Here is a 25,766-nt window from a genome sequence, read left to right as displayed (position 1 = left end):
ATATAAAGAAAGGGTATGAGAAAGGGAACGTGAAAGCTCCTTTTCATACCCTTTGTCATATTAAGTATTTTAGCTATTCATTTATTTGATGATAGAACGGGATGCACCATAACCATTATCGGAGTTAATACCATCTATTGTTGCCTTCGTAAATGTGATGGTTACGTTTCCTGTCGTACCGCTTCCAGTAATACTATATACTGTTCCATCACTATTAACAGTAACAGTAAAATCATCAGCTAATTTTACAGTGCTTACGTATTTTGCTAAATCAGTTTTAGATAAAGTTGGTTCAGTAGCCCCACTTGCAACAGCTGGTACTCCATTTGCAGCCACATATGTTTTTGCAGCATTAATTACCGTAATCGCATCAGCTTTAATGCCATCTTCTTTTGATTTCTCAATAATACTACCAATACTAGGAATTGCGATTGCAGCTACGATACCTAAAATAACGATAACGGCTAACAATTCTACAAGTGTAAGACCTTTTTCATTTTTCATAAGCTTCTTTAACAAGCTAATGCACTTCCTCTCAATCTAGTGTATATTTTGATAAATAGTGAATAACGGGATCATAATAGCTAGAACAATAGTACCTACGATTATTGAGAGTAAAACTACCATTGCCGGTTCAATAACCGCCTTAAAGCGATCAGTTGCAGCTTCTACTTCTGCTTCATAGAAATCCGCCACCTTTTCCAGCATGCTGTCGAGAGCTCCTGTTTCTTCTCCAATTGCAATCATGTTAGAGACGAGTGCCGGAAATACCCAATGATTTTTCATAGGATCAGAGAGTGGCTTTCCGTTTTGCAGTGCTTCGCGTGATTTTCGAATGGCACGCGAAATAACCTCGTTATCTACTACATCCTCAACGATGGTTAGCGATTGAAGAATCGGAACGGCTCCAACTACAAGCGAACTTAGTGTACGCGTCATTCGAGCAATTACCGCTTTTTGTGACATTTTTCCTAATAAAGGCAGTTTTAGTATAGCATAATCGACATAATATTTACTACGTTTATTCCTGTTTATTAACATAAAATTCATATATAAGAAGATTACTATGCATAATAATACCCACCAATAATGCTGCATCCAGCCACTGGAAGCCACAACCATCTGTGTGAGCCATGGGAGCTTTGCATTGTTATCTTGAAACATTTTCACGAATGTAGGCACAACCTGAACGAGAAGAAAAATAACCACAGCTATAGCAATGATTCCGACTGTTATCGGATATGCCATTGCCGATTGAATTTTTTGTCTTGTACGAAGCTGCTTTTCGAAATAATTTGCCATGTTTTCGAGGGTTACATCTAGCTGTCCGGTTGATTCACCCGCCTTCACCATGCTAATAAACATGCGAGAAAACATCTTTTTATGAACGGCATAGGCACTCGACAAAGTTCGACCTGCACGTAGATCATCTTCAATCGTTTCTAACGCTCTTTGGAGGGTTTTGCTCTCCGTTTGATTTCTGAGAATACTCGTTGCATCTACAATGGTAACCCCAGCCTTCAATAGGGTTGAGAACTGCCGCAAATACACAACAAAATCACGTAGCTTAAGATGACTTCCAAAGGTAATTTCCTTCGTTAACAGCGTTTCAGGTACTTCCTTTACTTCCAACACACGCATTTCTTTATTACGTAGTTTACTGTAGGCTTCCCGCTTCGAAATTGCCGAAATTTTTCCCGTTTGCTTCCTTCCTTTTTTCGTACGAACCAGATACTGAAATTGCGGCATACTTACACTTCCCTTTCTTGCAAGTAAGGCTGTGCTACTTCATACGAAATGATACCCTTCGCTACGTAGTCCTTCATCGATGCATCTAATGTATGCATACCTAGCTCACGTCCAGTCTGCATGACACTTGGTAGCTGCTCCAGCTTTTCACTGCGAATTAAATTGGCTACCGCTGTATTATTAATAAGAATTTCAGTAGCTGCAATACGGCCTCCGCCGTCCATACGTGGAAATAGGCGCTGCGCAACAGTTGCAACTAGTACGGTTGCTAGCTGCAGACGTATTTTACTTTGCTGATCTCCAGGAAATACATCGACAATCCGTTCAATCGTTGCTGCTGCGCTTGAGGTATGAAGGGTTGCAAGTACAAGATGGCCGGTTTCCGCAGCAGTAATGGCCGTACTAATCGTTTCTAAATCACGCATTTCACCAACAAGAATAACATCTGGATCTTGCCGTAGAGCGGCTCGCAGACCATTTGCAAAGCTTCTTGTATCCTGGCCTACTTCTCGCTGTTGCACGATGCAAGTATGGTGATTGTGAACATATTCAATCGGATCCTCAAGCGTTACAATATGTTTCCATTCGGTTCGATTCAAATAATCAATAATCGAAGCAAGTGTGGTAGTCTTCCCACTCCCCGTCGGACCTGTAACAAGAAACAGGCCTTGTGGTTTTTTCACAAGTTTTTTTAAGACTGGCGGTAAGAATAACTCTTCTAAACTCGGAATTTTATTCGGGATCACCCGAATCGCTAATGCTATATTTCCGCGTTGCTGGAATAGATTGAGACGAAACCGTGATAAACCCTCTATTTCATAGGAGAAGTCCAACTCTCCTTTTTCCTCAAACACTTGCCATTGTTCTTCCGTCGTAATACTTCTTGCGAGATTGTATACTTCTTCTGCCCCAAGAGGGGGCTCCTGCATACGATGAAGGTCTCCATAGATACGAAATGTAGGTGGCATTCCAGTCGTAATATGTAAGTCAGAGGCCTTCATTTTGCATACTTCATAGAGCCATTGATGTAATTTTTGCATGGTCTACCCCTCTCCTCTCTATTGCTCCATTGCTACTTGCAGTACTTCTTCTGTTGTCGTAAAGCCTTGTTTAACCTTTAATAAACCATCATCTAATAGAAAGATCGTTTTATTCTTAACGGCAAGATCCCGAATATGTGCAAAGCTTTCTCCATTCGCAATGGCATTTCGTACTTCTTCATTGACAACAAGCAGCTCATGAATGGCAAGTCGTCCCTTATACCCTGTCATGTCACAAGCTGGACAGCCTTTTCCTCGATATACTTTATCAATCGTTAATCCGCGACTCGCAAAAATTTCTTTCTCACGATCAGTTGCTTCATGCTCTTCCTTACAATCTCGGCAAACTCTTCGAATTAATCGTTGGGACACAATCCCAGATAAAGCAGCGGCAAGAAGAAAGGATTCAACTCCCATATCAAGAAGACGGGAAATGGTCGAAATCGCACTATTCGTATGGATTGTACTTAACACTAAATGCCCCGTTAAAGATGCCCGAATCGCAATCTCTGCCGTTTCGCGGTCGCGAATTTCCCCAACCATAATGATGTCCGGATCCTGACGCAGAATAGAACGAAGACCTGTTGCAAATGTCATTCCTGTGTTTGGATTTACTTGAATTTGATTCACACCTTCGAGCTGGTATTCCACCGGATCTTCAATCGTAATAATATTTACTTCTTCGTTGTTCATTTTATTTAACGCAGCATATAAGGTAGAGGATTTCCCACTTCCAGTAGGACCTGTAATCAAGATAATGCCATGGGGATTTTTAATAAATCCTAAAAAGCGCTGTAAATTTACACTGTTAAAGCCGAGCTTCGTAATATCATTAAGTGAGTTTCCGAGATCAAGTAAACGAAGGACAAGCTTCTCTCCAAAAATCGTTGGCAGAGAGGAAACACGCAAATCAATTTGATAATATTCATATTCAAACCGAATTCGCCCGTCTTGCGGAACACGTTGCTCTGTAATATCCATAGAAGCCATAATCTTGATACGGGCAGTAATCATCCCTTGCATATACTTTGGCAGCACCCGCTCGGTATGCAAGTTTCCATCTACCCGGTAACGAATGACAATGTTTTTTTCCTGCGGATCAATATGAATATCACTCGCCTTTTGTTGAAGCGCATATTGTATGACTTGATTTACGAGCTTAACAGCAGGGGAGTCCTCATCCTGTTCAGTTGGTGCTTCCTCTTGCTGCAGCGGCTCTTGCTCCAATGCCCATTCTTCGAACGATTCCTGGATGTCATAATATCTCGTAATCGTTCTTAAAATATCATCTTTCGAGGAGATCAGCGGTTCAATTTGAAATCCTGTTGAAAGACGAAGATCATTCATAACTACATAGTCCATTGGATCTGCCATCGCTACATAAAGCTTATCTCCTTGTTTCTTAAGTGGAACGACCATGTTTCGCTTCGCCACATCCTTTGGAACAAGATGAAAAAGGGATTCATCGAACGGATAACGAAATAGGCTTACATGCGGGATACCTAGCTGAACCTCTAATACTTCCATAAGCTGCTGCTCCGTAATGTATCCTCGTTGCAGCAACGCATCCCCTATTTTTTGCTGCGGTCCCTTTTCCTTTAATGCTTGCTGCAGCTGTTCTTCCGATATAAGTCCCTCTTGAACAAGCAAGTCTCCTAAACGAATTCGTAAACGCTTCATGTATTTCCCTCCTACCCCTTATTTTCCTTTCGGCTGACTTTGATCCTGCTGCGCCTTATTCGTAGTTGAAGAAGTCTGACCATTTGTTTGGCTTTGCTGCGTTTGATTTGTTTGTGCTGGATCTGTTACAGGTGGATTTTGCACCGTTGGTTGGGGTGCTGCAACTTGCACATTCTTTACCCCATTTACTTGCAAATAAAAATCCTGTGCAATTTTATCCCGCTTCATTAAATTTCCACTTTTATATTGTTCACGATATACGTTTACAGCATAGCCATCGTGTCCCTTCCGTTCTGCTGTAATCGCATCATTTTTCGCTTCGTTCTGAATAATGATTTGCTGAATTTCTTTTGCAGAAATACTTTGTACCTCGTTTCGATTGGCTACATATGTATAAACGAGCGGAAGTCCCTGTAGGGAGAGACTTAAACTATTGTTTTGCAGCGTAAATTGGAATGTATAATCCGAATCATTCGGATTATAAAAGACGAAATCACTTTTCCCTTTTTCAATATAGGCCTCAGATCCTAGCTTCGCATAGGCTGGTAAAGCTATACTCGTATTTCGCTGCCTAATTTGAAAATTCGTAGGTTGGATCGTTTCATTAATAAGTGAAGAAATGACACTAAGAGCATCATCATCGATGCTTAGACCTTTTTTCGTAGCAAGATCCGTTACTGACATTTGACTTTTAGCAGGAATGGTAAGGTTTGCATATTGACTTACCCATTGCTGCAGTTCGGCTTGATACGGAGCAACGGATGTAGCAGTTGCTTGAGAAACCGTTTTCTTCGCCTTTTGTACATCTATGTATTTCATCACTTGTATTGTCGTTTTTGACTCTAATGAACTTGCTGCACGTGCTAAGTCTTGTTCTAGTTTGATTTTATCGATTTGATCTGCAATTTCTGGATTTAATTGATCGGATAATAGCATATCTAAATTATTTGGTACGATATGAACTGTAAGTAAAGAATGCTGGCCGTTCTTAATGTTATGTACGCTATCTGTAATATCAAATGAAAATAAGTCAGCTGGTACGCTAAATTCTGTTTCGCCATATTGAAGCTGCACGTGAGGCGATGCTTTCCACGTGGTGATTTGCTGCTGCAGTTCTACTTGTGCTTGCTCCTTCACTTTCTTCTCCAGCGAAATAGGTCCTACAAAGGTATTAGCTGCATACGCATAGGAGGTATCAAACAGCTTCATAAGCAATGCTTTCGCTCCGACCTGCACAGCAAACACAAAAATACTGCATAATAGAACAATGAAAAAAAGGCGGAAGTTATTCTTCACAGTTTCGTACCTTCCTTCTTCTCATTCTGATTACGCTGAAATAACTCATCGAAATAACTCTTTTCTAATTGTTTTGTTTTTGTTTCAACCGCTAGCTCTTCGTTCTCTTGTTTTTCTTCTTGTACTGTCTCTTCCACTGGTCCTGAATCTGTCTGAGGAGTCTTACCTGTTTGTTTCGGAATCTCTTCTTGCTCTGTCACAAAAAAATACCGATACAATCTTGTTTGCAATGTATAAGTAATAACAAGCGCCAGTAAGAGAACAACAAGTCCATCTTGCCAAAGGGGCACAACACCATTTAATCCAACGACTAGCATAATGAATACGAAGGATAAAAGGGATACAGCTAGAATTCCTAGTTTTGTTAATCCTGTTTGCAAGACATACAAAACTGGAATTAACAAAATGGATGCGAATATTGTTGGAAATAGGTAGTCCATCTTTGCACCTCTTTTGTAGTAAAATAAGAATGTACGTTATATCACTATATTATACTAACTGAGTGAAGGAAAGAAGGATGGAAATGAGAAAAAACGGTGAAAACGGTTTAACACTAGTAGAAGTACTGGCATCTATTACGATTCTATCAATTATTACAGTTGGATTATTTGCTGTTTTTCCAAAATCTTACTCTACAATAAAACAAAGCCAGTCGAAACTAGTTGCTGTTAACATCGCCAATGGTGCTTTGCACTATATGGAAAAACAAGATTACGATCTTCTAAGTAATTATCTTACTAGCTTAGGAGACGGAAAAGTAGCCATCTTCGATACAGCCGATTCCTGCAATACTTCCTATATCAATTCGGCCATTTCCAACACTCAGTTCATGATTTTTCCTGATACGAGCAGTTGTACGAAGATCATGGAACCATCGATAAACAACGTTACCTATTCCAATCACAATGTGCAAATTTATATTGTTCCGCCAAGATATACGGAAGCGCATATCCAAGCCATTCTCACACATATCCAGGCTGTCCATCCAGCTACGAAATTGCAAAGTGTACCAACAAGATTACGATCTATGACGGCATCTGATACAGCAAACCTGCAAAATAGCCCGGCATACAAACCATTACATATTTTTGTCTATGTGGACTCAAATGAAAAAGATACTACAGAAGGGACGCTGCTAGAGGGGAGCATAAACCAATGAGGAGATTCAGTACTATACGAAAAGATGAGCATGGCGTTACATTGGTCGAGCTTCTTGGAACCATTGTGATTACGTCGATTATTATGACTTCACTATATAGTGTATTTACAATGGGTTTAAAAACGTATAACAATATTACAGCTGAAACCCATGTACAAAATGAAGCAGACTACGTTGTATCTATGATTATGAATAAGCTTTACGCTACCTCCTATGATGATGTGAGGTACAACGATACAACGAAAAGTGTAGAGCTTTACAAAAGAAAACAAAGTCCACTATTTTCAAAGGATGACGTAACAGTTAGCTATAATAATAATGCTCAGCCAATCGCTCGTTTATACATACAAAACGGTACTGTCATATATGAAGAAGATGATGGGCAAGGCAATATAGTCAAAACAAATTCCTATCAGCAGGATGCAACGATTGAAATACTTCCTGAATCAACAATTGGTATGACATGTACAAAGCAAAACACCGTATACGCACGTTCTAACGGTACCGTTGATCCCTTTACCATTTGCAGCAACGGCATCATCCAGCTTTCATTATCATTTCATTCCAAAAATTCTAGCATTGCACCACTTACATTAAAGAGCGAAATTGGATTTTAAGAGAGGGATAGCCATGAAAAACGAACAAGGCTCTACGTTAATTACCGTACTCCTCATCAGTCTTGTATTTATAACAATTGGACTTACGATTGCTAGCATGACCATTACAAGTACGAAGCAGGCAGAAATTCGAAGAATCGACGTATCCACAGCAGCGCAATCGACTGATGAAATGGACCGAGTGATTGCAGATTTTACGGATAGCGTAACAAAACTTTCATTAGCTGACATGAGCAAAGGCGATTATGAAACGAAGCTTCAAGCGATTACTTCGGGACTGGAAACAAAATATACAACAACAGGATCTACCCAAACTGTTTTAACGATTACTGACATCACACAAGCTAAGCTTGGCATTTCGAATCCGCAAGATTATTACACACGCTATTACAACTTTCAACTGCAATATGTAAATAACGAAAATAGTGCACAGCCTACTCTTACTAATACGAGTAAACGAACGATGCTCTTATCTCCTACCCCAAGCTTTCTTCAGTACGCAGTAGGTTCTGAGCATACCTTGAATTTAAACGGTGCCTCTGATATTACAGGAAATGTATATGGAAATACCGTAACGCTTGCAAATGCAGCCCGCTATGCAAATCAGCTTATTACGACGAATCAAACGACGCCTTATTTTACATTACATGAAACCCTGTATCCTTCTATCAAAGGTTCTGTTGTCGTTGATAACGAGATGGATGTGTACAACAACACGACAAAGCAAGACGGTTTACCATCAACTGTTATTAACAAGCAGTCGCTTCAGGCAACACCTGCAAACACGGCAGCGAATTATTTTTATGAAAAGAGCACACCGCCTATGCTGCAAAAATCAATGGGAACCTTTACTACCGTTGATTTTCCAAAAACAGTTGCTGATAAATTGAATATGCTTGGAATTGGTTTACAAATAAAGAAAACAGATATTCCGCTTACTACCGGAACGGATGCAGAAAACCAGCAGAAAAGAAGCGCAATTGTTCAAAAAATACTAGCAACAAATTCGCCTTCCTTGTGCGTAGTGGATAACAGCAAAAACCCAAACGATTTGTTTTCTTCACAAGCGCTTCAAGGAAAGAAAGTTGTACTGCTCACAAATACAGCACAAACGAACGGAACGAATACCTATACAATTGCAAACAACCTAACCCTTGCTCAAAATCAATGGCTTGTGGTAGATGGCAATTTAGATTTAAGCAGCAGCCAGTCTCCATTAACCATTCAAGGCAATATTCTCGTCTTAGGTAATATTACGATACACGGCGATCCCGTATCTTTTTCCCATACCCAAGATACGATGGCTTTTGCAACTACGATCTATGCAACGGGAAAAGCGACGATTACCTCAACCAATATCGTTGGTAGCAATAATAAAATGCTCGTACTTCTTACCCAGGATGATCTCTTAATTACTCGTATTAATGAGCTGACCAATGCAACAAACCAGGTTCCAACTATGGATGGATACTTTTACACGGATCATAATGCTGAAATGTATGGGGTTGGCTCGCTCTTTCATATTCATGGCGGGATCTTTGCAAAAAACGAACTAACGATTAATGCCATTCGCCAAAACTCATTTGGTTCCATCACAAGTACCGATACTGTCGTCAATTTACCTTTCGATTCAAGATCCGACCAAATCGGTCAGGCTTCAAGGTTCGTTGTAAACTATGATAAATCCGTTCTTGTAAACAACGTCGATGCATTGCCATTTGCCACAACGTTGAATGTAATCTCCGATGATGCAGGAACACAAACGAAAGGAAATGGTTCATAATTCCTCAATGAACAGAAACACCCACGGTGAAATGATTTTCTCCGTGGGTGTTTCTGTTTGGAAGAAATGCTGTCTTTTAAATCGACAAATAGACAGCCTTATTTTCTCACCACCGATATAAAGGATTGTTTGGATCGTATGCCGCTTTATACGGATCATTCACCGTGATGGTTAGTACAGCATTCAGGTTTCCCTGTGCTTGCGCCGTGATACTTATGGTACCCGCCTTCTTTGCCGTAACGACTCCCTTGCTATCAACCATTGCAATGTCTGGATTGCTACTCGTCCATGAAGTAATCGTTTGATTTGTTGCATTGGCCGGAACAAATTTTAATAACGCTGACGCATCAAGCGTATCTCCAATATTCATGGACACCGATGCAGGAGAAAAATATAAAGCTTGTAAAGGAATTGTCGTAGACTTAACCGTAACTGTAATTTGCTTCGTAAAAATTGTCCCTGTATGACCAATTCCGGTAATAGTTAGCAGCGTTTGCCCTGCGTGATTTCCGGTTATCTGAGAATTTGAAGCAGAAGCGATTTTTGTATCAGCCATCGTCCATGTCATATTTGCAATGGTGCTTGGCAGTAACGTATACGGAAACGTCTTTGTTTCCCCTTCATTCAGAGTAAAGGAACTATCACTGATAAATTGATATAACATAACATGAGCTTGCTTTTGCACCATATCTCCGAAATCATCCTTTACACTTACGGTGACATTCATTTCTCCCGGATTCTTTGGATTGATGATAAGATTTTGATTTTGTATACTTACATCTGCAAAATTTTGATCTTGCGTTACGCCATATTGCAGTTGCAATTGCGAGGCTGCACTGGCTGGCGTTACCGTAATTGGGATCGGTGCAGACGGATCACCAACATTTCGTTCAATCAAACTAGGGATGGATATATCCTGCAAGCCATCCTTCACAGTAATGGTTAAGGAAGGAAAATTTGCTGTTTTCCATGTATTATCCAAATTTAAATACGTAACCGTAGAATTATTTAATGAATAGGAGGTACCTGGCTGCGAAGTATTAGTTGCGATAACGGTTAAAGTAAAATCTACATTTCCCCCATCATAATCCCCATTCATATTTTTCTGAAAAACAATATCAGGCAAAGTTGCCGTTACGGTTTCTCCCGTTTTTGGTGTACCCGTTTTCGTAAAGTGAGAATCCGTTGTTTGAACATCTAACCCAGCTGGAAAGCTTTCTTGAAACTTTAAGTTCGTAACTGAAAAAGAAGTTGGTCCCACCCATCCTTCATACGTTCCTCTAATCAAGGTACCGTTTACAATCTTCAGTTTCATTTTGACAAAGCCAATGAAATTCGGATTATTTTTATCAAAGGTTTGCATCACAGGAATCGTAACAGTTGGATCGTTCGTACTATTAATAAAATCCTGAACTGCTTGTGCAACCTCATCGTATTTAATGCTATTGCCAGGTATTACGATTTTAAACATATTGTCTAGGTCTTTAACAGACACTGCAGGTGCATAGCCGGTACGAACCTCATTCAGTACCTCATCATGTAGACCTTGTTGCTTACCTGTATAGTTCAGTAATCCGCGTGCACCTTGATTAAACATGTCCATTAGTGGTATATCATCACCAATATTCGCCTGCCCTACATCACTCTGTGTGACAACAAACGGCCGAAGATAAGAAATCTTTGTATCATTCATATTCAAATTACTTGCATCAGAGCCGGAAACCGTTCCTGGCTTTACGTGATACGGAATATCAACACGGCTTCCTGTTTTCATAACCACTTCACTGGCGGACTTTGCAATAACATTTGACGTTTGACCGACTGCAAACTCACGAGACAGCTTCGCATCTATGGATACATCAGAACTCTGGCAACCCGATAACAGCAGCAATACTAAACAAGCACTCGCCCATACCCGTTTTCTCATGTAGCACCTCTATATATCAGAATATTATAGTATTATTATAACAAGCTATCATGCTACTAGAAAAGGGGTTCCGGGCTATTTCTGTCCATATTGCGGACATTCTATAAAGCCTTCTTCACACATCTGGAATACAAAAAAACTACTACAAAAGGTTTGTTACTCCCTTTTGTAGTAGTAGTAGTGTTAGTCTACGATAATGTAATAAGCCTTAAGTGGTCCGTGTACGCCAACAACAAGATTCATTTCAATGTCTGCTGAGTTACTTGGTCCAGAGATGAAATTAATAGCTGAAGCAACTGCTTCACCGTTTTCCACTCGTTTGTTCATATCTCGAACAGCTTGTGTAATACGTGGAACGATTGTGCTTCTGCTTATAATAGCAACATAAACTTCTGGTAAGAAATGAAGTGAGCGACCTTGACCTTGATTAGACTGCATAACAACGGTACCTGACTCTGCAAGTGCATAATCGGAAAATACGATGCCAAACGAAGCGCTAGAAGCCTTTTCAAAGTTTGTTTCCCTTTGATTTGCATCCCATTCATATACGTCTACCTGCTCGGCAGGTAGCTCTTCTTGGAATAATTTCGTTAATCCGTATTCTTCAAAACGAGAATCCTTGGAAATGATAACAGGGCCTTTTCCATTTTCCTCAAAGATGTTCTTAATGGATGCAGCAAGATCTTTCGTTTCTATAACAGTCGTATGAATACTGCTGCACTGTTTTCTAAATATTTCTAACAGTTCTTCCGGCGTACAATCCTGCATTACTTCTTCGTTCACCTTATGCTTCCACTCAGGGCGCGTTACGCCGCTTGTTTTCCGCTGGTGTCCGAGCTGATTCGCAATATGATTTAAAAACGAATCACCATTTGTTATCGTTCCTTTCATTCCTTGTCGCCGCCTTTCTTACGATCTTTGTACCAATCACGGAATCGTTCTTTACTTGGAGCTGGGAAATCACGAATGTCCGTCCAATTTTTTAATGGTCCAACACCTTTTGAAATATGATCTCCCGTTTGGAATGGACTCATCGCAGCAGGCGCTACCTTCGAACCAATTTTGTATAGAAGGGATGAAGATGCTCCCATTTCAAACATTTTCATCGCTAGTTTTTCTGCTATTGGAGCACGTCCTTCTTGCTCCACGATTACTTGGCGATGCTTAAGTAATAATTCATGAAGTGGGATCTTAACCGGACATGCATCGGTACAAGCCCCGCAAAGGCTGGACGCATATGGAAGTTCTTTATACTCGTCATATCCTTCTAGAAGCGGTGTTAATACTGCTCCAATTGGACCAGAATAAATCGATCCGTAGGAATGACCCCCTACATGGCGATAGACTGGACAAACGTTCACACAGGCTGCGCAGCGAATACATTGAAGGACAGGACGGAAAGCAGAAGCCAGAATTTCAGAACGTCCATTATCCACGATAACGAGATGGAATTCTTCCGGGCCATCCGCTTCTCCTTCTTGCATTGGACCTGCTACCGTCACATAGCTTGTAAGCTTCTGTCCAACCGCACTGCGGCAAAGAAGACCAACAAGGACGTCTAGTTCTTCCATCGTTGGCACGAGGCGTTCCATTCCCATTACGGCTATTTGTGTTTTCGGAATACTTATGGTAAGATCGGCGTTTCCTTCATTCGTAACAAGGGCAATCGATCCTGTATTAGCAACAGCAAAATTACAGCCCGTTATGCCTACCTCGGCTTCCATAAATTTTTCACGTAGAATTTTCCGAACAAATTTAGCCATTTCATGCGGATCTTCAGATTTTGTATAGCCTAATTTTTCTTTAAATACGTCACGAATCTGTTCCTTATTTTTATGAAGAGCAGGCGTTACAATATGTGATGGCGCATCATTGTCGATTTGTAGAATGTACTCACCTAGATCGCTCTCTACTACTTCACAGCCAATTTCCTCGAGCGCTTGGTTCATACTAATTTCTTCGGTTACCATCGACTTTGATTTCACAATTTTTTTGGCGTTCTTTGCCTTTGCGACATCTTGAATGTACTTAGCTGCTTCTTCCTTCGTTTTTGCGAAAAAAACGTGACCGCCACGCTTTGCAACATTTTCACTAAGCTGCATTAAATAATAGTCAAGGTTTTCGAGTGTATGCTGGCGAATTTGTTCCCCTAGCTCACGCCATTGTTCCCAGTTCCCGAGCTCATCTGCAGCTGCGAGACGTCTAGTATACAAGCTATTTTGCGCAGATGTAACGGCGCCTCGCATAAATGTATTGTGTATTCCTTCATCAATTCGTTCTTTAAATGGCTCATCACCGATTTTAATTGACATGGTGCTTCCTCCTTAACGACTATTTAATACTTCCGCAATGTGCATCACATGTACCGGCTTACCTCTACGATTGATCCGTCCCCCAATATTCATGAGACATCCGCAATCTGCTCCAATCAAGTAGTCAGCTCCTGTTTCCATTACGCTGTTCACCTTTTCATCGACCATTTGCTCAGATATCGGCGTCATTTTCACTGAAAACGTACCGCCAAAGCCGCAACAGTTTTGGGCATTTGGAAGCTTTTCAAGCTCTAGCCCTTTTACATTAGAAAGCAAGGTAAATGGAGCATCTTTAACTCCAAGAAGTCGTGTCATATGACAAGATGTATGATAGGTTGCTTTTCCTTCTAGGCGCGCACCTACATCCGTAATCTTTAGTACATCAACGATAAACTGTGTCAGCTCATACGTTTTATTAGCTAAATCCTTTGCTGGTTGCTCCCACTTAGGATCTCCTTTAAAAACATTTGGGTACTCCTTAAACATGGTGGCACATGAACCGGATGGTGTTACCACATATTCTGCATCTTTAAAGGCTGTAATCATATGTTTCATTGATCCTTTTGCCTTTTCGACATATCCGCTATTATAAGCAGGCTGTCCACAGCAAATCTGTGTTTCCGGAAAGTCAATTTCACAGCCTAAGCGTTCAAGAATCTCGACTGTTGCCTTTCCCACATTCGTTTGAAACATGTCAACTAAACAAGTAGCAAACAATGTAACTTTCATCACTTAATCTCCTCTCAAACTCTAGCAATTTTAATCATACGGTCATCTGATGAGTTAGGGAAAAGAAAACAATTTGTTGCAATCATTTTCTTTTCTATAACTATAAAAATATCATACAAAAATCGGCTAGTAAAAATTTCTGCCTTATTATTGTAACACATTTTACACATTTTCCAAGTTTCTTATACTGGAAAGCATTTTTTCTACACCAATTAAATGCTTATACATTCGTTGTTGTGCTTTTTCACCATCACCGTCGACAATTGCTTCGAAAATTGCCTGGTGTTCCTCAGCTAAAATTTCGGCTGTCGTATGTTCGCCGTACAAGATGAGATGTCTTGTTTCTCCAATACTTTCTGAGACAGTGCTTGCAACGTGATTCATAAGTTCTACGAGAATATTGTTATGAGATGCTGCTGCAATGGCCATATGAAAATAATAATCCGCTTTTTGTCCAACTACTTCATTTCCAAGCGAGTTCTTCATTTCATTAATCCGGTGCTTCATCTCTTTGATATCCTTATCGGTTCGTCTAAGTGCTGCTGCGCGAACCGCACCGAGTTCTAAAATATTACGTACTTCAAATAGGTTTAGGATATCCTGCTTATCCATGAGAATGGTATTGTTTAGCATCGTTGTCAGCGATGATGCATCGAAGCTCTTGACATAGGTTCCTTCCCCTTGACGCATTTCAATAAGTCCCATTGCCCGCAAGGCACTAAGCGCTTCACGAACAGCAGATCGGCCCACTTGAAACTCTTCCGCTAGCTGATGTACAGGCAACAATTGGTCACCTGGCTTTAACGTTCCATCCTTAATCATCGTAAGAATAGCATCTGACACTTCTTCATATATTTTCTTCGGTCGAATTGATTTGTATCCCAAAATCATCACCCTACTTTCTTCAATCCTTGCATAGGAAATCAGCAAGCCAATTCTTTCCTATTACATTATATTGTAAATCCAAATATCTTATCGCTCAATGCTTTATCATACTTAGTCCATAATCGGCAAAGTAATCGTAATGCTTGTTCCCTTTCCTTCTTCACTTTCAATGTCCAGCTTGCCTTCATGGATTTCTGCTATTTGCCTTACAATCGCCAGTCCAAGACCCGTACCGCCATTTTCACGAGATCGTGCTTTATCTACTCGGTAGAATCGTTCACCTAGCTTCTGTAGATGCTCCGCACCAATGCCAATGCCTGTATCTGTAATGGTAAACTCACATTGTTTTCCCTTTTTCAATAGTAGTACAGTTATACTGCCCTTCTTCGTATAACGGATACTATTATCCATTAAGTTATGCAGAACTTGGCGCATCCGATCTTCATCGACGTTCACGATAATGTCAGGATCTAATTTTTTAAAGAGTTGAAGATTTTTCTCTAAGAACTGCGGTTCATAGGTTTGCAGCTCGTCTTCTATTAATTGAGATAACACCGTTGGCTGTTTATGAAGCGGAAACAAATCGCCTTCGAGCTGTGCTAAGTCAAGTAAATCGTGAACGAGCCGCTGCATACGTCCTGCCTCTCGATGAATGAGTGCAATGTATTTAGGCTGCTGCTCCTGTTTGACTACACCATCTAGCATTGCTTCGCTATAGCCCTTCATATAACTAAGAGGTGTACGGAGCTCATGTGAAACATTAGCTAAAAATTCTTTACGCTGTAAATCTTCTTTTTGCAGTGTAAGTGCCATCCGATTAAAAGCGGTGCCAACGCGGCCAATTTCATCGTTAGAAGTAATCGCAATTCGCTCAGAGAAATCGCCTTCGGACATTCGGTTTGACACATGCTCCATTTGCAGTAATGGCTTTGTAATTGCAATGACAATTTTACGTCCAATCCAAGCCGTTGCAATAATTAATAATAGAGAAAGCGGTGCCAAAATTAGACCAAGTTCAAAAATGAAGTCCTTCACACTCTTTAAGGGAATGTAAGAATAAATAATACCAACTAGCTTTTTTTCATCTAATACTGGCGTTACGACCCCCATCACGTTGCTCCCAAAGCGAGGTTCAAATCCAACCTTGGCCACCGTTTCACCGCGGAGCAAGTGCTGACGATCTTCTTCACTTATGATGGGATTGTATTGCACATCAAACGGCAGGCAGGCGCTTAAATCGCGCGGATTGCTTACAAACAAAATATTCGCCTGTGATATACTTGCGTATGCTTCTACTTTTTTGGCAAACGCATCCGTTCCGCTTGCAGGACTATACTGGGAGGATAAACGCTTTCCTTCTCCCTTTAATGTATCCTCTACATTTTGTACATAGAGCTTTTCATACGAATATAACGATACAAAATATAGGCAAAAAACGGTTACAATAGCCGCTGCAATAATGGTTAACCATAGCTTTTTCACCATCGACATTTTTTTCATCTTACACCTCAAACTTATAGCCTATGCCCCATACTGTTTGAATCGTATTAGCATACTGCCCGAACTTAAGCCGAATGGTTTTCACATGTGTATCGACCGTCCGCGTGCTCCCCGCATAGTCATAGCCCCACACTTTTTCAAGGAGTTGATCTCTGCTAAACACTTGTCCCTGATGTTTACACAAAAAGTAGAGCAAATCAAACTCTTTCACAGTTAGAGAGACCTCTTTCCCTTCTATTAGAACACGATGCCCTTTTTCATCAATCGTTACAGGTCCCCAATTCTCCGCCTTTATTCCATCCGTTTTAGAACTTCGGCGCAGAACAGCCTCTAGACGTGCGATTAGCTCTCCCGGGCTAAATGGCTTTACGATATAATCATCTCCGCCCATGCGAAGTCCATTTACACGATTCCATTCCTCCCCTTTCGCCGTTAAAAAAATGATTGGAATATCCGAAGTTTTGCGAACCTCCTTACAAAACGTAAGCCCGTCCATTTCAGGCATCATTAAATCTAAAATAATAAGATCAAAGGAATGTTCCTTCATCTTTTCTAACGCATGAACGCCGTTTTCAGCTTCATCCCATACATAGCCGGAATTATCTAAATACATGCCGACAAGCTGACGCATATCACTTTCATCATCTACAATAAGGATACGATACCTATTCATTTTCCTTCCCCCTTGACCACAGTAAACTGAAACGGTCCTTTGCCTACAGAAATGGTAGCTACTTTCGTCATCGTTTTCGGATCGACCACAATCACCTCATCGCTATCATAGCTTGCCACGAATATACGGTCTGAAGCTAACGTAATCGCAAACGGATTCGAGCCTACCGTAAGTTCTGCCTCCTCTGCAAACGTACTACTATTTATTTTTCTAAGCGTTGCCGAACCATGACTTAATACATAGATGCTTGCTCCATCCGAAGCAAAGCTGACTGGCATTTGCGGAGCCGGTATGCTTCGAACAAGCTCCCCGCTGTGAGCATCATAAATATGGACCGCTTCATTCACTTGATCCCCATTTCCGTGCCCGCCAAGCCAAAGTTCATTTCCTTGCAGCACAGCTCCTGTGGATGACACTGGCACTGTAGCCGTATTACTTACCTTATTCGTTTTCCAATCTATCATAGAAAGCTTACCATCTTTAAAATTCACGACATACAAATACTGCTCATCTTGAACAAGAGTTAACGGACTTTGCCCAACGGGAATCCGTGCCTCTTCATTTCCTGATAAGCTATATATTCGAATGGAATTGGTATTCTGATCAGCAAGGACAAGTTCATTTCCTTGCGTGGATACCATCATATTTACGATTCCAGTTCCACATTCCCATTGTCCTACCTGCTTACCAGTTGATAGAGAGTAGAGTAGAACATGAGACAGCTGTTTCCCATAAAAAGCAATTGTATCTCCATCTGGAAACAGAACACTTCCTAAAATCGCTTTATTTAATTTCCAGGTTGTTAACACCGAATTTGAATGGGCATCAATAAAGCTAACGCTTCCATCCTTTTGATTCGTAGTCACTACGATATCTCCTTTGTGAACAGGAGGATAGGTTTGCTGGCTACAACCGCAAAGCATACCTACCAATACAAACATTACCACCAATCGCCTCATGTACCTACCCCATTTCCCATTCTTTCTAACACGATAGCAAATAATTGTGAGGAAATTGTGAAGCTCTCCTATCTCCTACTATATAATAGAAGAGATTTTTTTTACAACAAAGATTCTATCTAGTAAGAAGCATGTATCTCGCTATGTAAGGGCAGTAAGATCAAGAGAAAAAACCACGAGGGAAGATTCACTTTATTACAATGTAACAACACATCGATACGTCCGTAACAATGTCAACAATACTATTACAAATCTGTTAAAAACTTTCCATATTTCTCCTTCGCTAATGCTGGTTTTTCCTTATTTTTAGGCATTTTCCCTCTTTCAACTTGGTAGTTTTATACAATTTTTTCGTCTTTCAAATCCCTGAAAAAACAATTGCTTTTCGTCTTTTATTGATTGCAACCCTTGCTGCTACACTTATCTCCCTATACATGGAATATTTTTCTATTAATCTACTAAGTTCATGTAAGTGGAACATATAGGAAATATGAATTCACAAGCAATATTTCCCATCTTTCCCTCCTCGTAAACTATGTTACTATGAACGTGTCAGAGAGAAACAAGCTAGCTGTTTCCTAGCAAACTAGAATCTACATTACATCATCGGAGGGATAGCATGAAGAAAACTTTATTATTATCTGTCGCAGCAGCTGCTGCATTCACATTTGGGGCAACCACACACGATGCAAAGGCTGAAGGTCTACAACCTGTAAATACAAATAATGTACCTTATTCTTCACCTTTCCAATTCTCATTTGAGCCAATGAATCAACAAAACTTACAATCTTTTTTAAATACATTCTTTAAAAACCAATCAATTTGGAATTTGATACAATTCCAACCATCCAATTGCAACCAAATGTATGTTCCACAAATTTCGGAACCTAATCCAGCACCACCTGTGACATCACAAACGAATCCGTCGACACCTGCGTCTTCAGGGCCGAATCCGTCGACACCTGCGTCTTCAGGGCCAAAACCGTCGACACCTGCATCTTCACAACCAAAACCGTCGACACCTGCGTCTTCGCAAAAACCGTCAACACCTGCATCTAAACCATCTACACCTGCGTCTTCGCAGCAAGGTCAACTTAGTGCCTATGAGCAAAAGGTTGTTGACTTAACAAACGCACAACGTGCACAATATGGTCTAAGCCCATTAAAAGTAGATCCAACATTAAGCAAAGTAGCCAAGGCAAAAGCTCAAGATATGAATAATCTTAACTACTTTGATCACACAAGTCCAACGTACGGATCACCATTTGATATGATGAAACAATTTGGCGTTACGTACACATCAGCAGGGGAAAACATCGCAATGGGACAACAAACTCCAGAAGAAGTTGTACAAGCTTGGATGGACAGCCCTGGTCACCGTGCAAATATTTTAAACAGCTCATACAACTACATCGGTGTAGGATATGTTTCAGGCAAAGACATTTGGACACAAGAATTTATTTCAAAATAAGACTTTGAATAGAAGGTGCCTCAAGAGATGATCTCTTGGGGCTAACCTTCTTTTTTTCTTATTTTGTCCCAAATTTATTTAAAATAAATATAAAATTTCTATATATACAACGTTTGAAATATCCTCAACAAACCCAAGAACCCACAGCGAAATGATTTCTACCGTAGGTTCCTTCCTGCTAAAGTATTGTAACATTCCTATATCCCGTGAAAATTCTACTCCATTTGCTTATGCTTCAATCGCTCTTCCAAAACATGAATCACGAAAAAGAAATGCTCTGTTTCTCTTGCTCACTCGTCAAAATAAACCCTCCCTATTTATCGCCGGGAGCTGCCTGATCCACTCCCCTGACACGGTGTTTATGTCCACCTTCCTCTGTTGTATAAAAATCATAATAATGAACATGCATTCCATTTCCAAGCGGTATAGCTGGACCAGAGTATGCTTTATAATGATGATTATGGGAATCCTCAAATAAAACATAGCCTTCTGTATAATGAATATGTCCGCCATCCGGTGTGGAAATAGGCGGAGAGGTTACGTCTAAGCATTGATGAACATGCCCATTTACAACGGATGTATAATCGACAGAACCATGGTTATGGTTCGGAACAAATCCAGAAGCAAAGTCATCTTTCCCAACACGATGCATTTTTCGAGTCCCCCTTTATTGAAAAATATTCGTTATTAGACGTATATGCAGCCAAACATGATGAAAGACTACTTAACCTCGAATATGCTTTTCGTATCCTCAGGTAAAACAAAAAAAGTTACCCATCCATGGATGGGTAACTTCCTAATAACATAGTCTTACTTATTTTACACACCTTCGTATGCTAGCCAATATATGTCCGCAAGTTCTCTCACAAGCGGCATTTTTGGATTAGCTGTTGTACATTGGTCTTCAAATGCACGTTCTGCTAGATAGTTTACTTTACTTTCGAATTCTCTGCAGTCTACACCTTGGGCTGCGATACTCATTGGAACATTTAATTCCTTCGCAAGGGAGATGATGGCCTTTACAAGGCTTTCTACTCCTTCTTCTGTCGTTGCAGCTGGTAAGCCGAGCATGCGAGCAATTCGTGCATATCGTTCATCAGCGATGAAGTGCTCATATTTTGGAAACAGTGCATGCTTGGTCGGTTTTTTCGCATTATAGCGAATTACGTGCGGCAAAAGAATGGCATTGGCGCGTCCGTGTGAAATATGAAATTCTGGTCCAAGCTTGTGAGCAAGGCTATGGTTAATACCTAAAAATGCATTGGCAAAAGCCATACCAGCCATTGCAGAAGCGTTATGCATTTTCTCGCGTGCTTGTTCATCGCTTCCGTCCTTATATGCTCTTGGTAAATATTCAAATACAAGCTCGATTGCTTTCATTGCAAGACCATCTGTATAATCATTGGCTAAAATAGATACATATGCTTCAATTGCATGTGTCAACACGTCTAAGCCAGTGTCTGCTGTAATACGCGGCGGCACGGTCATCACAAATTGTGGATCGACAATCGCTACATCTGGTGTTAATTCATAGTCTGCAAGTGGATATTTAATATTATTCTTTTTATCCGTAATAACGGCAAATGGTGTAACTTCTGAGCCTGTTCCAGAGGTTGTTGGAATGGCAACGAACTGCGCTTTTTGTCCCATTTCTGGAAACTTGAATGTACGCTTACGAATATCTAAGAACTTTTGTTTTAGGCCGAAGAATTGAACATCTGGATACTCATAGAATAGCCACATTCCTTTGGCTGCATCCATCGCAGATCCTCCGCCAAGTGCGATAATAACGTCTGGTTGGAAAGAACGCATCATTTCTGCACCTTTAAATACGGTAACATCAGATGGATCTGGTTCTACATCGGAAAAGATCTCGATTTGAACATTGTTTTGGTTCTGTTTCAAATAATGAACAACTGTATCTACATAGTTTAATTTCACCATGCCAGGATCCGTTACGATGAAAGCACGAGAAATATTTGTCATTTTCGCTAAATATTGCGTTGCATTTTTTTCAAAGTAAAGTTTCGGTGGCAGCTTAAACCATTGCATATTATTTTGACGCTCCCCGATTCGTTTTATATTTAATAGATGAATCGCACTTACGTTAGAAGATACAGAGTTTTTACCGTATGAACCGCATCCAAGTGTTAAGGAAGGAATGAAGCCATTGTATACATCTCCAATTCCGCCTTGAGAGGAAGGAGCATTTACAATAATACGGCATGCTTTCATGCGGAGGCCAAATTGTTTTTGTATGTCTTCATTTGTACTGTGAATAACAGCAGAGTGACCAAGGCCGCCAAGGGTTAGCATGTTTTCACATTGTTTGAAACCTTCTTCTGTACCGCTTACACGAATACAAGCAAGAACTGGACTTAATTTTTCACGTGAAAGTGGATAATCTGCTCCTGCGCCTTCAATTTCTGCTACAAGGATTTTTGTTTCTTCAGGAACTTCAAATCCAGCCAGTTTTGCAATCCATGCAGGTGATTTTCCAACGATTTCAGGATTTACTGCGCAAGTATCTTTACGAATGACAAGATTTTCAAGAAGCTTCTTTTCATTATCACTTACAAAGTAGCATTGATTTGCGATCATTTCTTTCTTTACTTCTTCATAAATTTCTGTATCTATAATAACAGCTTGCTCAGAGGCACAAATCATACCGTTATCAAAGGATTTAGATAGAATCAAATCGTTAGCGGCACGTTTGATTTTCGCTGTTTTTTCCATATAACAAGGTACGTTACCCGGTCCAACTCCTAGCGCTGGCTTTCCGGTACTATATGCAGATTTCACCATTCCTGCTCCGCCAGTAGCCAATACAAGGGCAGTACCTGGGTGATTCATTAGAAGCTTTGTTCCTTCAATAGATGGTTTTTCAATCCATTGAATACAATACTCAGGAGCACCTGCTTTAACAGCTGCCTCATAAAGAACAGAAGCTGCTTTTGCAGAACAGCCCTGGGCAGATGGATGGAAAGCAAAAATAATTGGGTTACGAGTTTTAATGGCGATAAGTGCTTTAAACATCGTCGTTGAAGTTGGATTCGTTACCGGTGTTACCCCAGCAATTACTCCTACAGGCTCAGCAATTTCCGTAATTCCTGTGTATGGATCTTCATGAATAATACCGACTGTTTTATCATTTTTAATGCTGTGCCAAATATATTCTGTTGCAAAAATGTTTTTAATAATTTTATCTTCGTAAATTCCTCTACCTGTTTCTTCATTTGCAAGTTTTGCTAAGGGCATATGCTGATCTAATCCAGCTAGCGCCATTTCATACACAATGTGGTCGATTTGTTCTTGGGTAAAGTTTTCAAATTGTGCTAACGCTTTGTTTGCTTTTACTACGAGTTCATCAATCATGGTGGATGTGTCTTGTAACTGTTCTTGCTTCTTCTCTTCTACAGCCATATGAACTTCCTCCTTATGTTAGGGTCCAATGATGCCCCTGATGTCGTAATATGTCCCGATCGTTCGAATCCATACGACGCTCCGATCTAGCAAGAAGCAAGCCCGTAGTTCGACTTTCGAGTATATTTTTTGTGAATTACTTCACAAACCTTACACCAATACTATACGACATATTTATAAGAAATTGCATGTCATTTTTGTGAAATGTTTCACATTATATCTTACCTATAGTAAATTTGTTAGTAAATTCGACCTATTCTTTTCTCAACATGCTTCTCATATGATAAACTATAAGTGGGTTTATATTTCATTAGGAACTCTCGCTGCCAAACTGCAGTTAGGTACTACTTGCGGGTGATCTAACATTCATTTTCATAAGTGAGTGTTTTCTCATTCGTTAGAGCGAGAAAATCTAATAAAGAAAGGACTTTGATACCATGGTTGCTCGAAGGAGCATCTGGAAGCGTCAAGATATGTCATACACTTAGCGTTTTTGCTTGTCACTTTAAGGCAGCTTTAGCAAAAACGAAAGTGGGCGAAATTATGTTGGAGTTCTATTATTCCTTCTGTTATATATAGCGTCGTAGTTAGCCAAAAACTAACTACGCATAGAGGAGACATCTCCTTGCTATTTATGAGTAGTTAGTCTGAAAACTTGTTTTTCAAACAAACTAACTACGAAAGAGGAATAAAAAAATGAAATCGATACGCTGGCGAGAAGTGTTCATGATTATATTGGGTTCTTTCTTACTTGCAACATCCATTTATCACATTCACGTGCAAAATAACTTAGCAGAAGGCGGCTTTATTGGAATTGCGTTGCTTATTAAGAATTTCTTCCATATCTCCCCTTCTATTACAACGCTATTTCTCGATGTTCCCTTAATTATTTTAGGTACCATATTTATCGGAAAGCGTTTAGCTATTAAAGCGATCATTGGGGCTACGTCTTTCTCAGCCTCCTATTCTTTAATGGAGCACTATTCACCGTTTGTTATTAACCTATCACAGCACTTATTTATCGCAGCTGTCGTAGGCGGAGTACTTGTCGGATTCGCACTTGGCTTAATTCTGCGTAACGGTGGTGCTACCGGTGGAGACGATATTTTATCCATACTGCTTAGTAAAGCTTCCCGTCTTTCAATCGGAAAAATTTACATCATATTTGATACTTTCGTCTTAGCTTTATCAACGCTCTATATGAATTGGGTCAGTATTGCATTCACGATTTTATCGGTTGCAATTTGCGGCTTTATGACAGATTTCGTATTGCAATATAATAAGCAAGATTCTGCTCCAAAAGCTATTAAGCAAAGTACTACAACCAAAGCTTATAAGCAAGATTCTGCTTCCAAAGCATATGTATAAATGATTATCAATAACGAGAAAACAGAGTACGATGCTATCCGCGTCGTACTCTGTTTTTTGTTTCTAGCTGTGCTCCCTTACGAAGGACAGCTAGAAAGGTAATAAACGCACCAACAGCTTGAATCCAGCTTCCTTTAAAAATGAGCAACTCCCCCTCTTTCTCACAATCCAACAGTGCGAAAATTTTACCAATGGCCTGCAAGGAATTACCGATTGCTTGTATGCTATTTCCTATGACGTTAAACGACCGAACCAATCCCGTATCGTCCTCAATTGCAGCAGCAATCTCTACCGTTTCTCCTAATGCCTGTAGCCAGTTTCCTGTAATAAAAAGCTTGCCTTCTGTGATTTTCTGAAGATCCAGAACAAAACTGGCAACGACTGAAATATTTCCTAGCGCCGTAACCTGATTGCCAATTTGCCCTAAAGAAAGGGGTTCCTTTGCATCTGCTTGCAGCCCATTCCCTGTTGCTTGCAAGACGTTGCCATATATATTCAAGTTTCGAAGCGTTTCCTTTGTTAGGATGCGGGTCGGTGTACTTCCTATCGCAGCCGTAACCGTTCCCAATACCGTAATGCCAGATCCTATTGTTTCCTTTATTAGATTATTCATACGTAAACCGCCGTTTGTATACTTTCAACCAGTATATGCAAATCATATTGCAAGGAACTTCATTATTTGTACACTTCCTATTTATTTCGTAATTTCTTCATTTGCTCAATACATACATTTGCTTTCTCTTCATAGCTCGCATCTTGAAAGAGTGCAGAAAGACATTTGTAATCATTGTACCGATCAAGTAAATCGTTTACTTGATGTTCTACTTCAACAAGAGGCGGGCGATTTGCTTGCTTCACTTTGGCTGGATACTGATAGCCAAAAACATCGGACATTTTATAGTATTCCTCCTCGACTTGAATGACACGTACGATTTCATCTTCTATTGCATCCAGCATATATCCGTCAAATTCCCGCAATAGCTCGTAAACAATATGCGTCCATTCTCTTTCTGGGTCAAAGCCTTTCTCCAAACGATAGCCAATAATCCGATAGATATGCCCATCATTTTCCTGAAATTGCACCTTATCGTTTAGCTTATACTTGAAATAGCGAAACATCATTCTCTCACCCATTTCTAGAAGTTTCTTTACCACATACTGTGTCAAAAGGATCGGCAAACTATTCATCTAATTT

At 40.2% G+C, this 25,766-nt stretch carries 23 protein-coding genes; 5 read left to right on the top strand and 18 right to left on the bottom strand.

Features of this window, described 5'->3' with window-relative positions; translation table 11 throughout:
- Positions 1 to 81: 81 nt before the first annotated feature.
- Genes ACM5BR_RS02120 through ACM5BR_RS02095 form a run of 6 tightly spaced genes read right to left on the bottom strand, consistent with a single transcriptional unit; the run spans position 82 to position 6,205 of the window.
- A complete protein-coding gene (locus tag ACM5BR_RS02120; protein ID WP_416825537.1) occupies positions 82 to 519 on the bottom strand; it encodes a type IV pilin protein in 438 nt (145 codons plus the stop codon).
- A 21-nt stretch (positions 520 to 540) separates the two neighbouring features.
- Positions 541 to 1,749: a type II secretion system F family protein gene (locus tag ACM5BR_RS02115; RefSeq protein WP_416825536.1), complete on the bottom strand. Its 1,209-nt coding sequence runs from the start codon at positions 1,747 to 1,749 to the stop codon at positions 541 to 543.
- A gap of 2 nt (positions 1,750 to 1,751) precedes the next feature.
- Positions 1,752 to 2,789: a type IV pilus twitching motility protein PilT gene (locus ACM5BR_RS02110; protein ID WP_416825535.1), complete on the bottom strand. Its 1,038-nt coding sequence runs from the start codon at positions 2,787 to 2,789 to the stop codon at positions 1,752 to 1,754.
- 18 nt (positions 2,790 to 2,807) lie between these two features.
- Positions 2,808 to 4,469, bottom strand: coding sequence for a GspE/PulE family protein (locus ACM5BR_RS02105; protein WP_416825534.1), 1,662 nt, complete (start codon positions 4,467 to 4,469; stop codon positions 2,808 to 2,810).
- Between the two features lie 18 nt (positions 4,470 to 4,487).
- Positions 4,488 to 5,765: a VanW family protein gene (locus ACM5BR_RS02100; RefSeq protein ID WP_416825533.1), complete on the bottom strand. Its 1,278-nt coding sequence runs from the start codon at positions 5,763 to 5,765 to the stop codon at positions 4,488 to 4,490.
- Positions 5,762 to 6,205: a hypothetical protein gene (locus tag ACM5BR_RS02095; RefSeq protein WP_416825532.1), complete on the bottom strand. Its 444-nt coding sequence runs from the start codon at positions 6,203 to 6,205 to the stop codon at positions 5,762 to 5,764. The genes ACM5BR_RS02100 and ACM5BR_RS02095 overlap by 4 nt, the downstream gene beginning before the upstream one ends.
- Before the next feature lie 77 nt (positions 6,206 to 6,282).
- Between ACM5BR_RS02095 and ACM5BR_RS02090 the strand changes: the two genes are divergently transcribed.
- The 3 genes from ACM5BR_RS02090 to ACM5BR_RS02080 are packed head-to-tail and all read left to right on the top strand — an operon-like array spanning position 6,283 to position 9,324.
- Positions 6,283 to 6,924, top strand: a complete 642-nt coding sequence (locus ACM5BR_RS02090) for a PulJ/GspJ family protein (protein ID WP_416825531.1) — start codon at positions 6,283 to 6,285, stop codon at positions 6,922 to 6,924.
- The gene (locus ACM5BR_RS02085; protein WP_416825530.1) at positions 6,921 to 7,541 is read left to right on the top strand and encodes a PilW family protein; all 621 of its coding nucleotides are present in this window, start codon (positions 6,921 to 6,923) and stop codon (positions 7,539 to 7,541) included. The genes ACM5BR_RS02090 and ACM5BR_RS02085 overlap by 4 nt, the downstream gene beginning before the upstream one ends.
- A gap of 13 nt (positions 7,542 to 7,554) precedes the next feature.
- Positions 7,555 to 9,324 carry a hypothetical protein gene (locus ACM5BR_RS02080; RefSeq protein ID WP_416825529.1) on the top strand — a complete coding sequence of 590 codons (1,770 nt, stop codon included), beginning with the start codon at positions 7,555 to 7,557 and terminating at the stop codon, positions 9,322 to 9,324.
- A 106-nt stretch (positions 9,325 to 9,430) separates the two neighbouring features.
- On the opposite strand, the gene ACM5BR_RS02075 is transcribed toward ACM5BR_RS02080, so the two are convergent.
- The 8 genes from ACM5BR_RS02075 to ACM5BR_RS02040 form a co-directional block, all read right to left on the bottom strand.
- A complete protein-coding gene (locus ACM5BR_RS02075) occupies positions 9,431 to 11,251 on the bottom strand; it encodes an Ig-like domain-containing protein (RefSeq protein ID WP_416825528.1) in 1,821 nt (606 codons plus the stop codon).
- A 183-nt stretch (positions 11,252 to 11,434) separates the two neighbouring features.
- Positions 11,435 to 12,142, bottom strand: coding sequence for a LutC/YkgG family protein (locus ACM5BR_RS02070; protein ID WP_416825527.1), 708 nt, complete (start codon positions 12,140 to 12,142; stop codon positions 11,435 to 11,437).
- Positions 12,139 to 13,563, bottom strand: a complete 1,425-nt coding sequence (locus tag ACM5BR_RS02065) for a LutB/LldF family L-lactate oxidation iron-sulfur protein (RefSeq protein ID WP_416825526.1) — start codon at positions 13,561 to 13,563, stop codon at positions 12,139 to 12,141. The genes ACM5BR_RS02070 and ACM5BR_RS02065 overlap by 4 nt, the downstream gene beginning before the upstream one ends.
- A 12-nt stretch (positions 13,564 to 13,575) precedes the next feature.
- Positions 13,576 to 14,292 (bottom strand): (Fe-S)-binding protein, encoded by a 717-nt coding sequence (locus tag ACM5BR_RS02060; RefSeq protein WP_416825525.1) that lies wholly within the window; start codon positions 14,290 to 14,292, stop codon positions 13,576 to 13,578.
- A gap of 162 nt (positions 14,293 to 14,454) precedes the next feature.
- Positions 14,455 to 15,177 (bottom strand): FadR/GntR family transcriptional regulator, encoded by a 723-nt coding sequence (locus tag ACM5BR_RS02055; protein ID WP_416825524.1) that lies wholly within the window; start codon positions 15,175 to 15,177, stop codon positions 14,455 to 14,457.
- A 111-nt stretch (positions 15,178 to 15,288) separates the two neighbouring features.
- The gene (locus ACM5BR_RS02050) at positions 15,289 to 16,668 is read right to left on the bottom strand and encodes a sensor histidine kinase (protein WP_416827813.1); all 1,380 of its coding nucleotides are present in this window, start codon (positions 16,666 to 16,668) and stop codon (positions 15,289 to 15,291) included.
- Positions 16,669 to 16,678: 10 nt separating this feature from the next.
- Entirely contained in the window at positions 16,679 to 17,350 is a 672-nt protein-coding gene (locus ACM5BR_RS02045; RefSeq protein WP_416825523.1) for a response regulator transcription factor, read from the bottom strand.
- Positions 17,347 to 18,309, bottom strand: a complete 963-nt coding sequence (locus ACM5BR_RS02040; protein ID WP_416825522.1) for a YncE family protein — start codon at positions 18,307 to 18,309, stop codon at positions 17,347 to 17,349. Before ACM5BR_RS02040 ends, ACM5BR_RS02045 begins: the two co-directional genes overlap by 4 nt.
- Positions 18,310 to 18,928: 619 nt before the next feature.
- On the opposite strand from ACM5BR_RS02040, the gene ACM5BR_RS02035 reads away from it, so the two are divergent.
- Positions 18,929 to 19,780, top strand: a complete 852-nt coding sequence (locus ACM5BR_RS02035) for a CAP domain-containing protein (RefSeq protein ID WP_416825521.1) — start codon at positions 18,929 to 18,931, stop codon at positions 19,778 to 19,780.
- Positions 19,781 to 20,093: 313 nt separating this feature from the next.
- On the opposite strand, the gene ACM5BR_RS02030 is transcribed toward ACM5BR_RS02035, so the two are convergent.
- Together ACM5BR_RS02030 and adhE are read right to left on the bottom strand one after the other, a co-directional pair.
- Positions 20,094 to 20,432 carry a YmaF family protein gene (locus tag ACM5BR_RS02030; RefSeq protein ID WP_416825520.1) on the bottom strand — a complete coding sequence of 113 codons (339 nt, stop codon included), beginning with the start codon at positions 20,430 to 20,432 and terminating at the stop codon, positions 20,094 to 20,096.
- 167 nt (positions 20,433 to 20,599) lie between these two features.
- A complete protein-coding gene (gene adhE / locus ACM5BR_RS02025; protein WP_416825519.1) occupies positions 20,600 to 23,203 on the bottom strand; it encodes a bifunctional acetaldehyde-CoA/alcohol dehydrogenase in 2,604 nt (867 codons plus the stop codon).
- Between the two features lie 696 nt (positions 23,204 to 23,899).
- On the opposite strand from adhE, the gene ACM5BR_RS02020 reads away from it, so the two are divergent.
- Complete coding sequence (locus ACM5BR_RS02020) at positions 23,900 to 24,571, top strand: YitT family protein (protein ID WP_416825518.1); 672 nt, start codon at positions 23,900 to 23,902, stop codon at positions 24,569 to 24,571.
- A 34-nt stretch (positions 24,572 to 24,605) separates the two neighbouring features.
- On the opposite strand, the gene ACM5BR_RS02015 is transcribed toward ACM5BR_RS02020, so the two are convergent.
- Positions 24,606 to 25,184, bottom strand: coding sequence for a DUF6944 family repetitive protein (locus ACM5BR_RS02015; RefSeq protein WP_416825517.1), 579 nt, complete (start codon positions 25,182 to 25,184; stop codon positions 24,606 to 24,608).
- A 77-nt stretch (positions 25,185 to 25,261) separates the two neighbouring features.
- The gene (locus ACM5BR_RS02010) at positions 25,262 to 25,690 is read right to left on the bottom strand and encodes a histidinol dehydrogenase (RefSeq protein ID WP_416827812.1); all 429 of its coding nucleotides are present in this window, start codon (positions 25,688 to 25,690) and stop codon (positions 25,262 to 25,264) included.
- Between the last annotated feature and the right edge of the window lie 76 nt (positions 25,691 to 25,766).

Source organism: Ectobacillus polymachus (assembly GCF_048159605.1).
Classification (GTDB): domain Bacteria; phylum Bacillota; class Bacilli; order Bacillales; family Bacillaceae_G; genus Ectobacillus; species Ectobacillus polymachus.
This window is presented reverse-complemented; position numbering and strand designations above follow the sequence as displayed.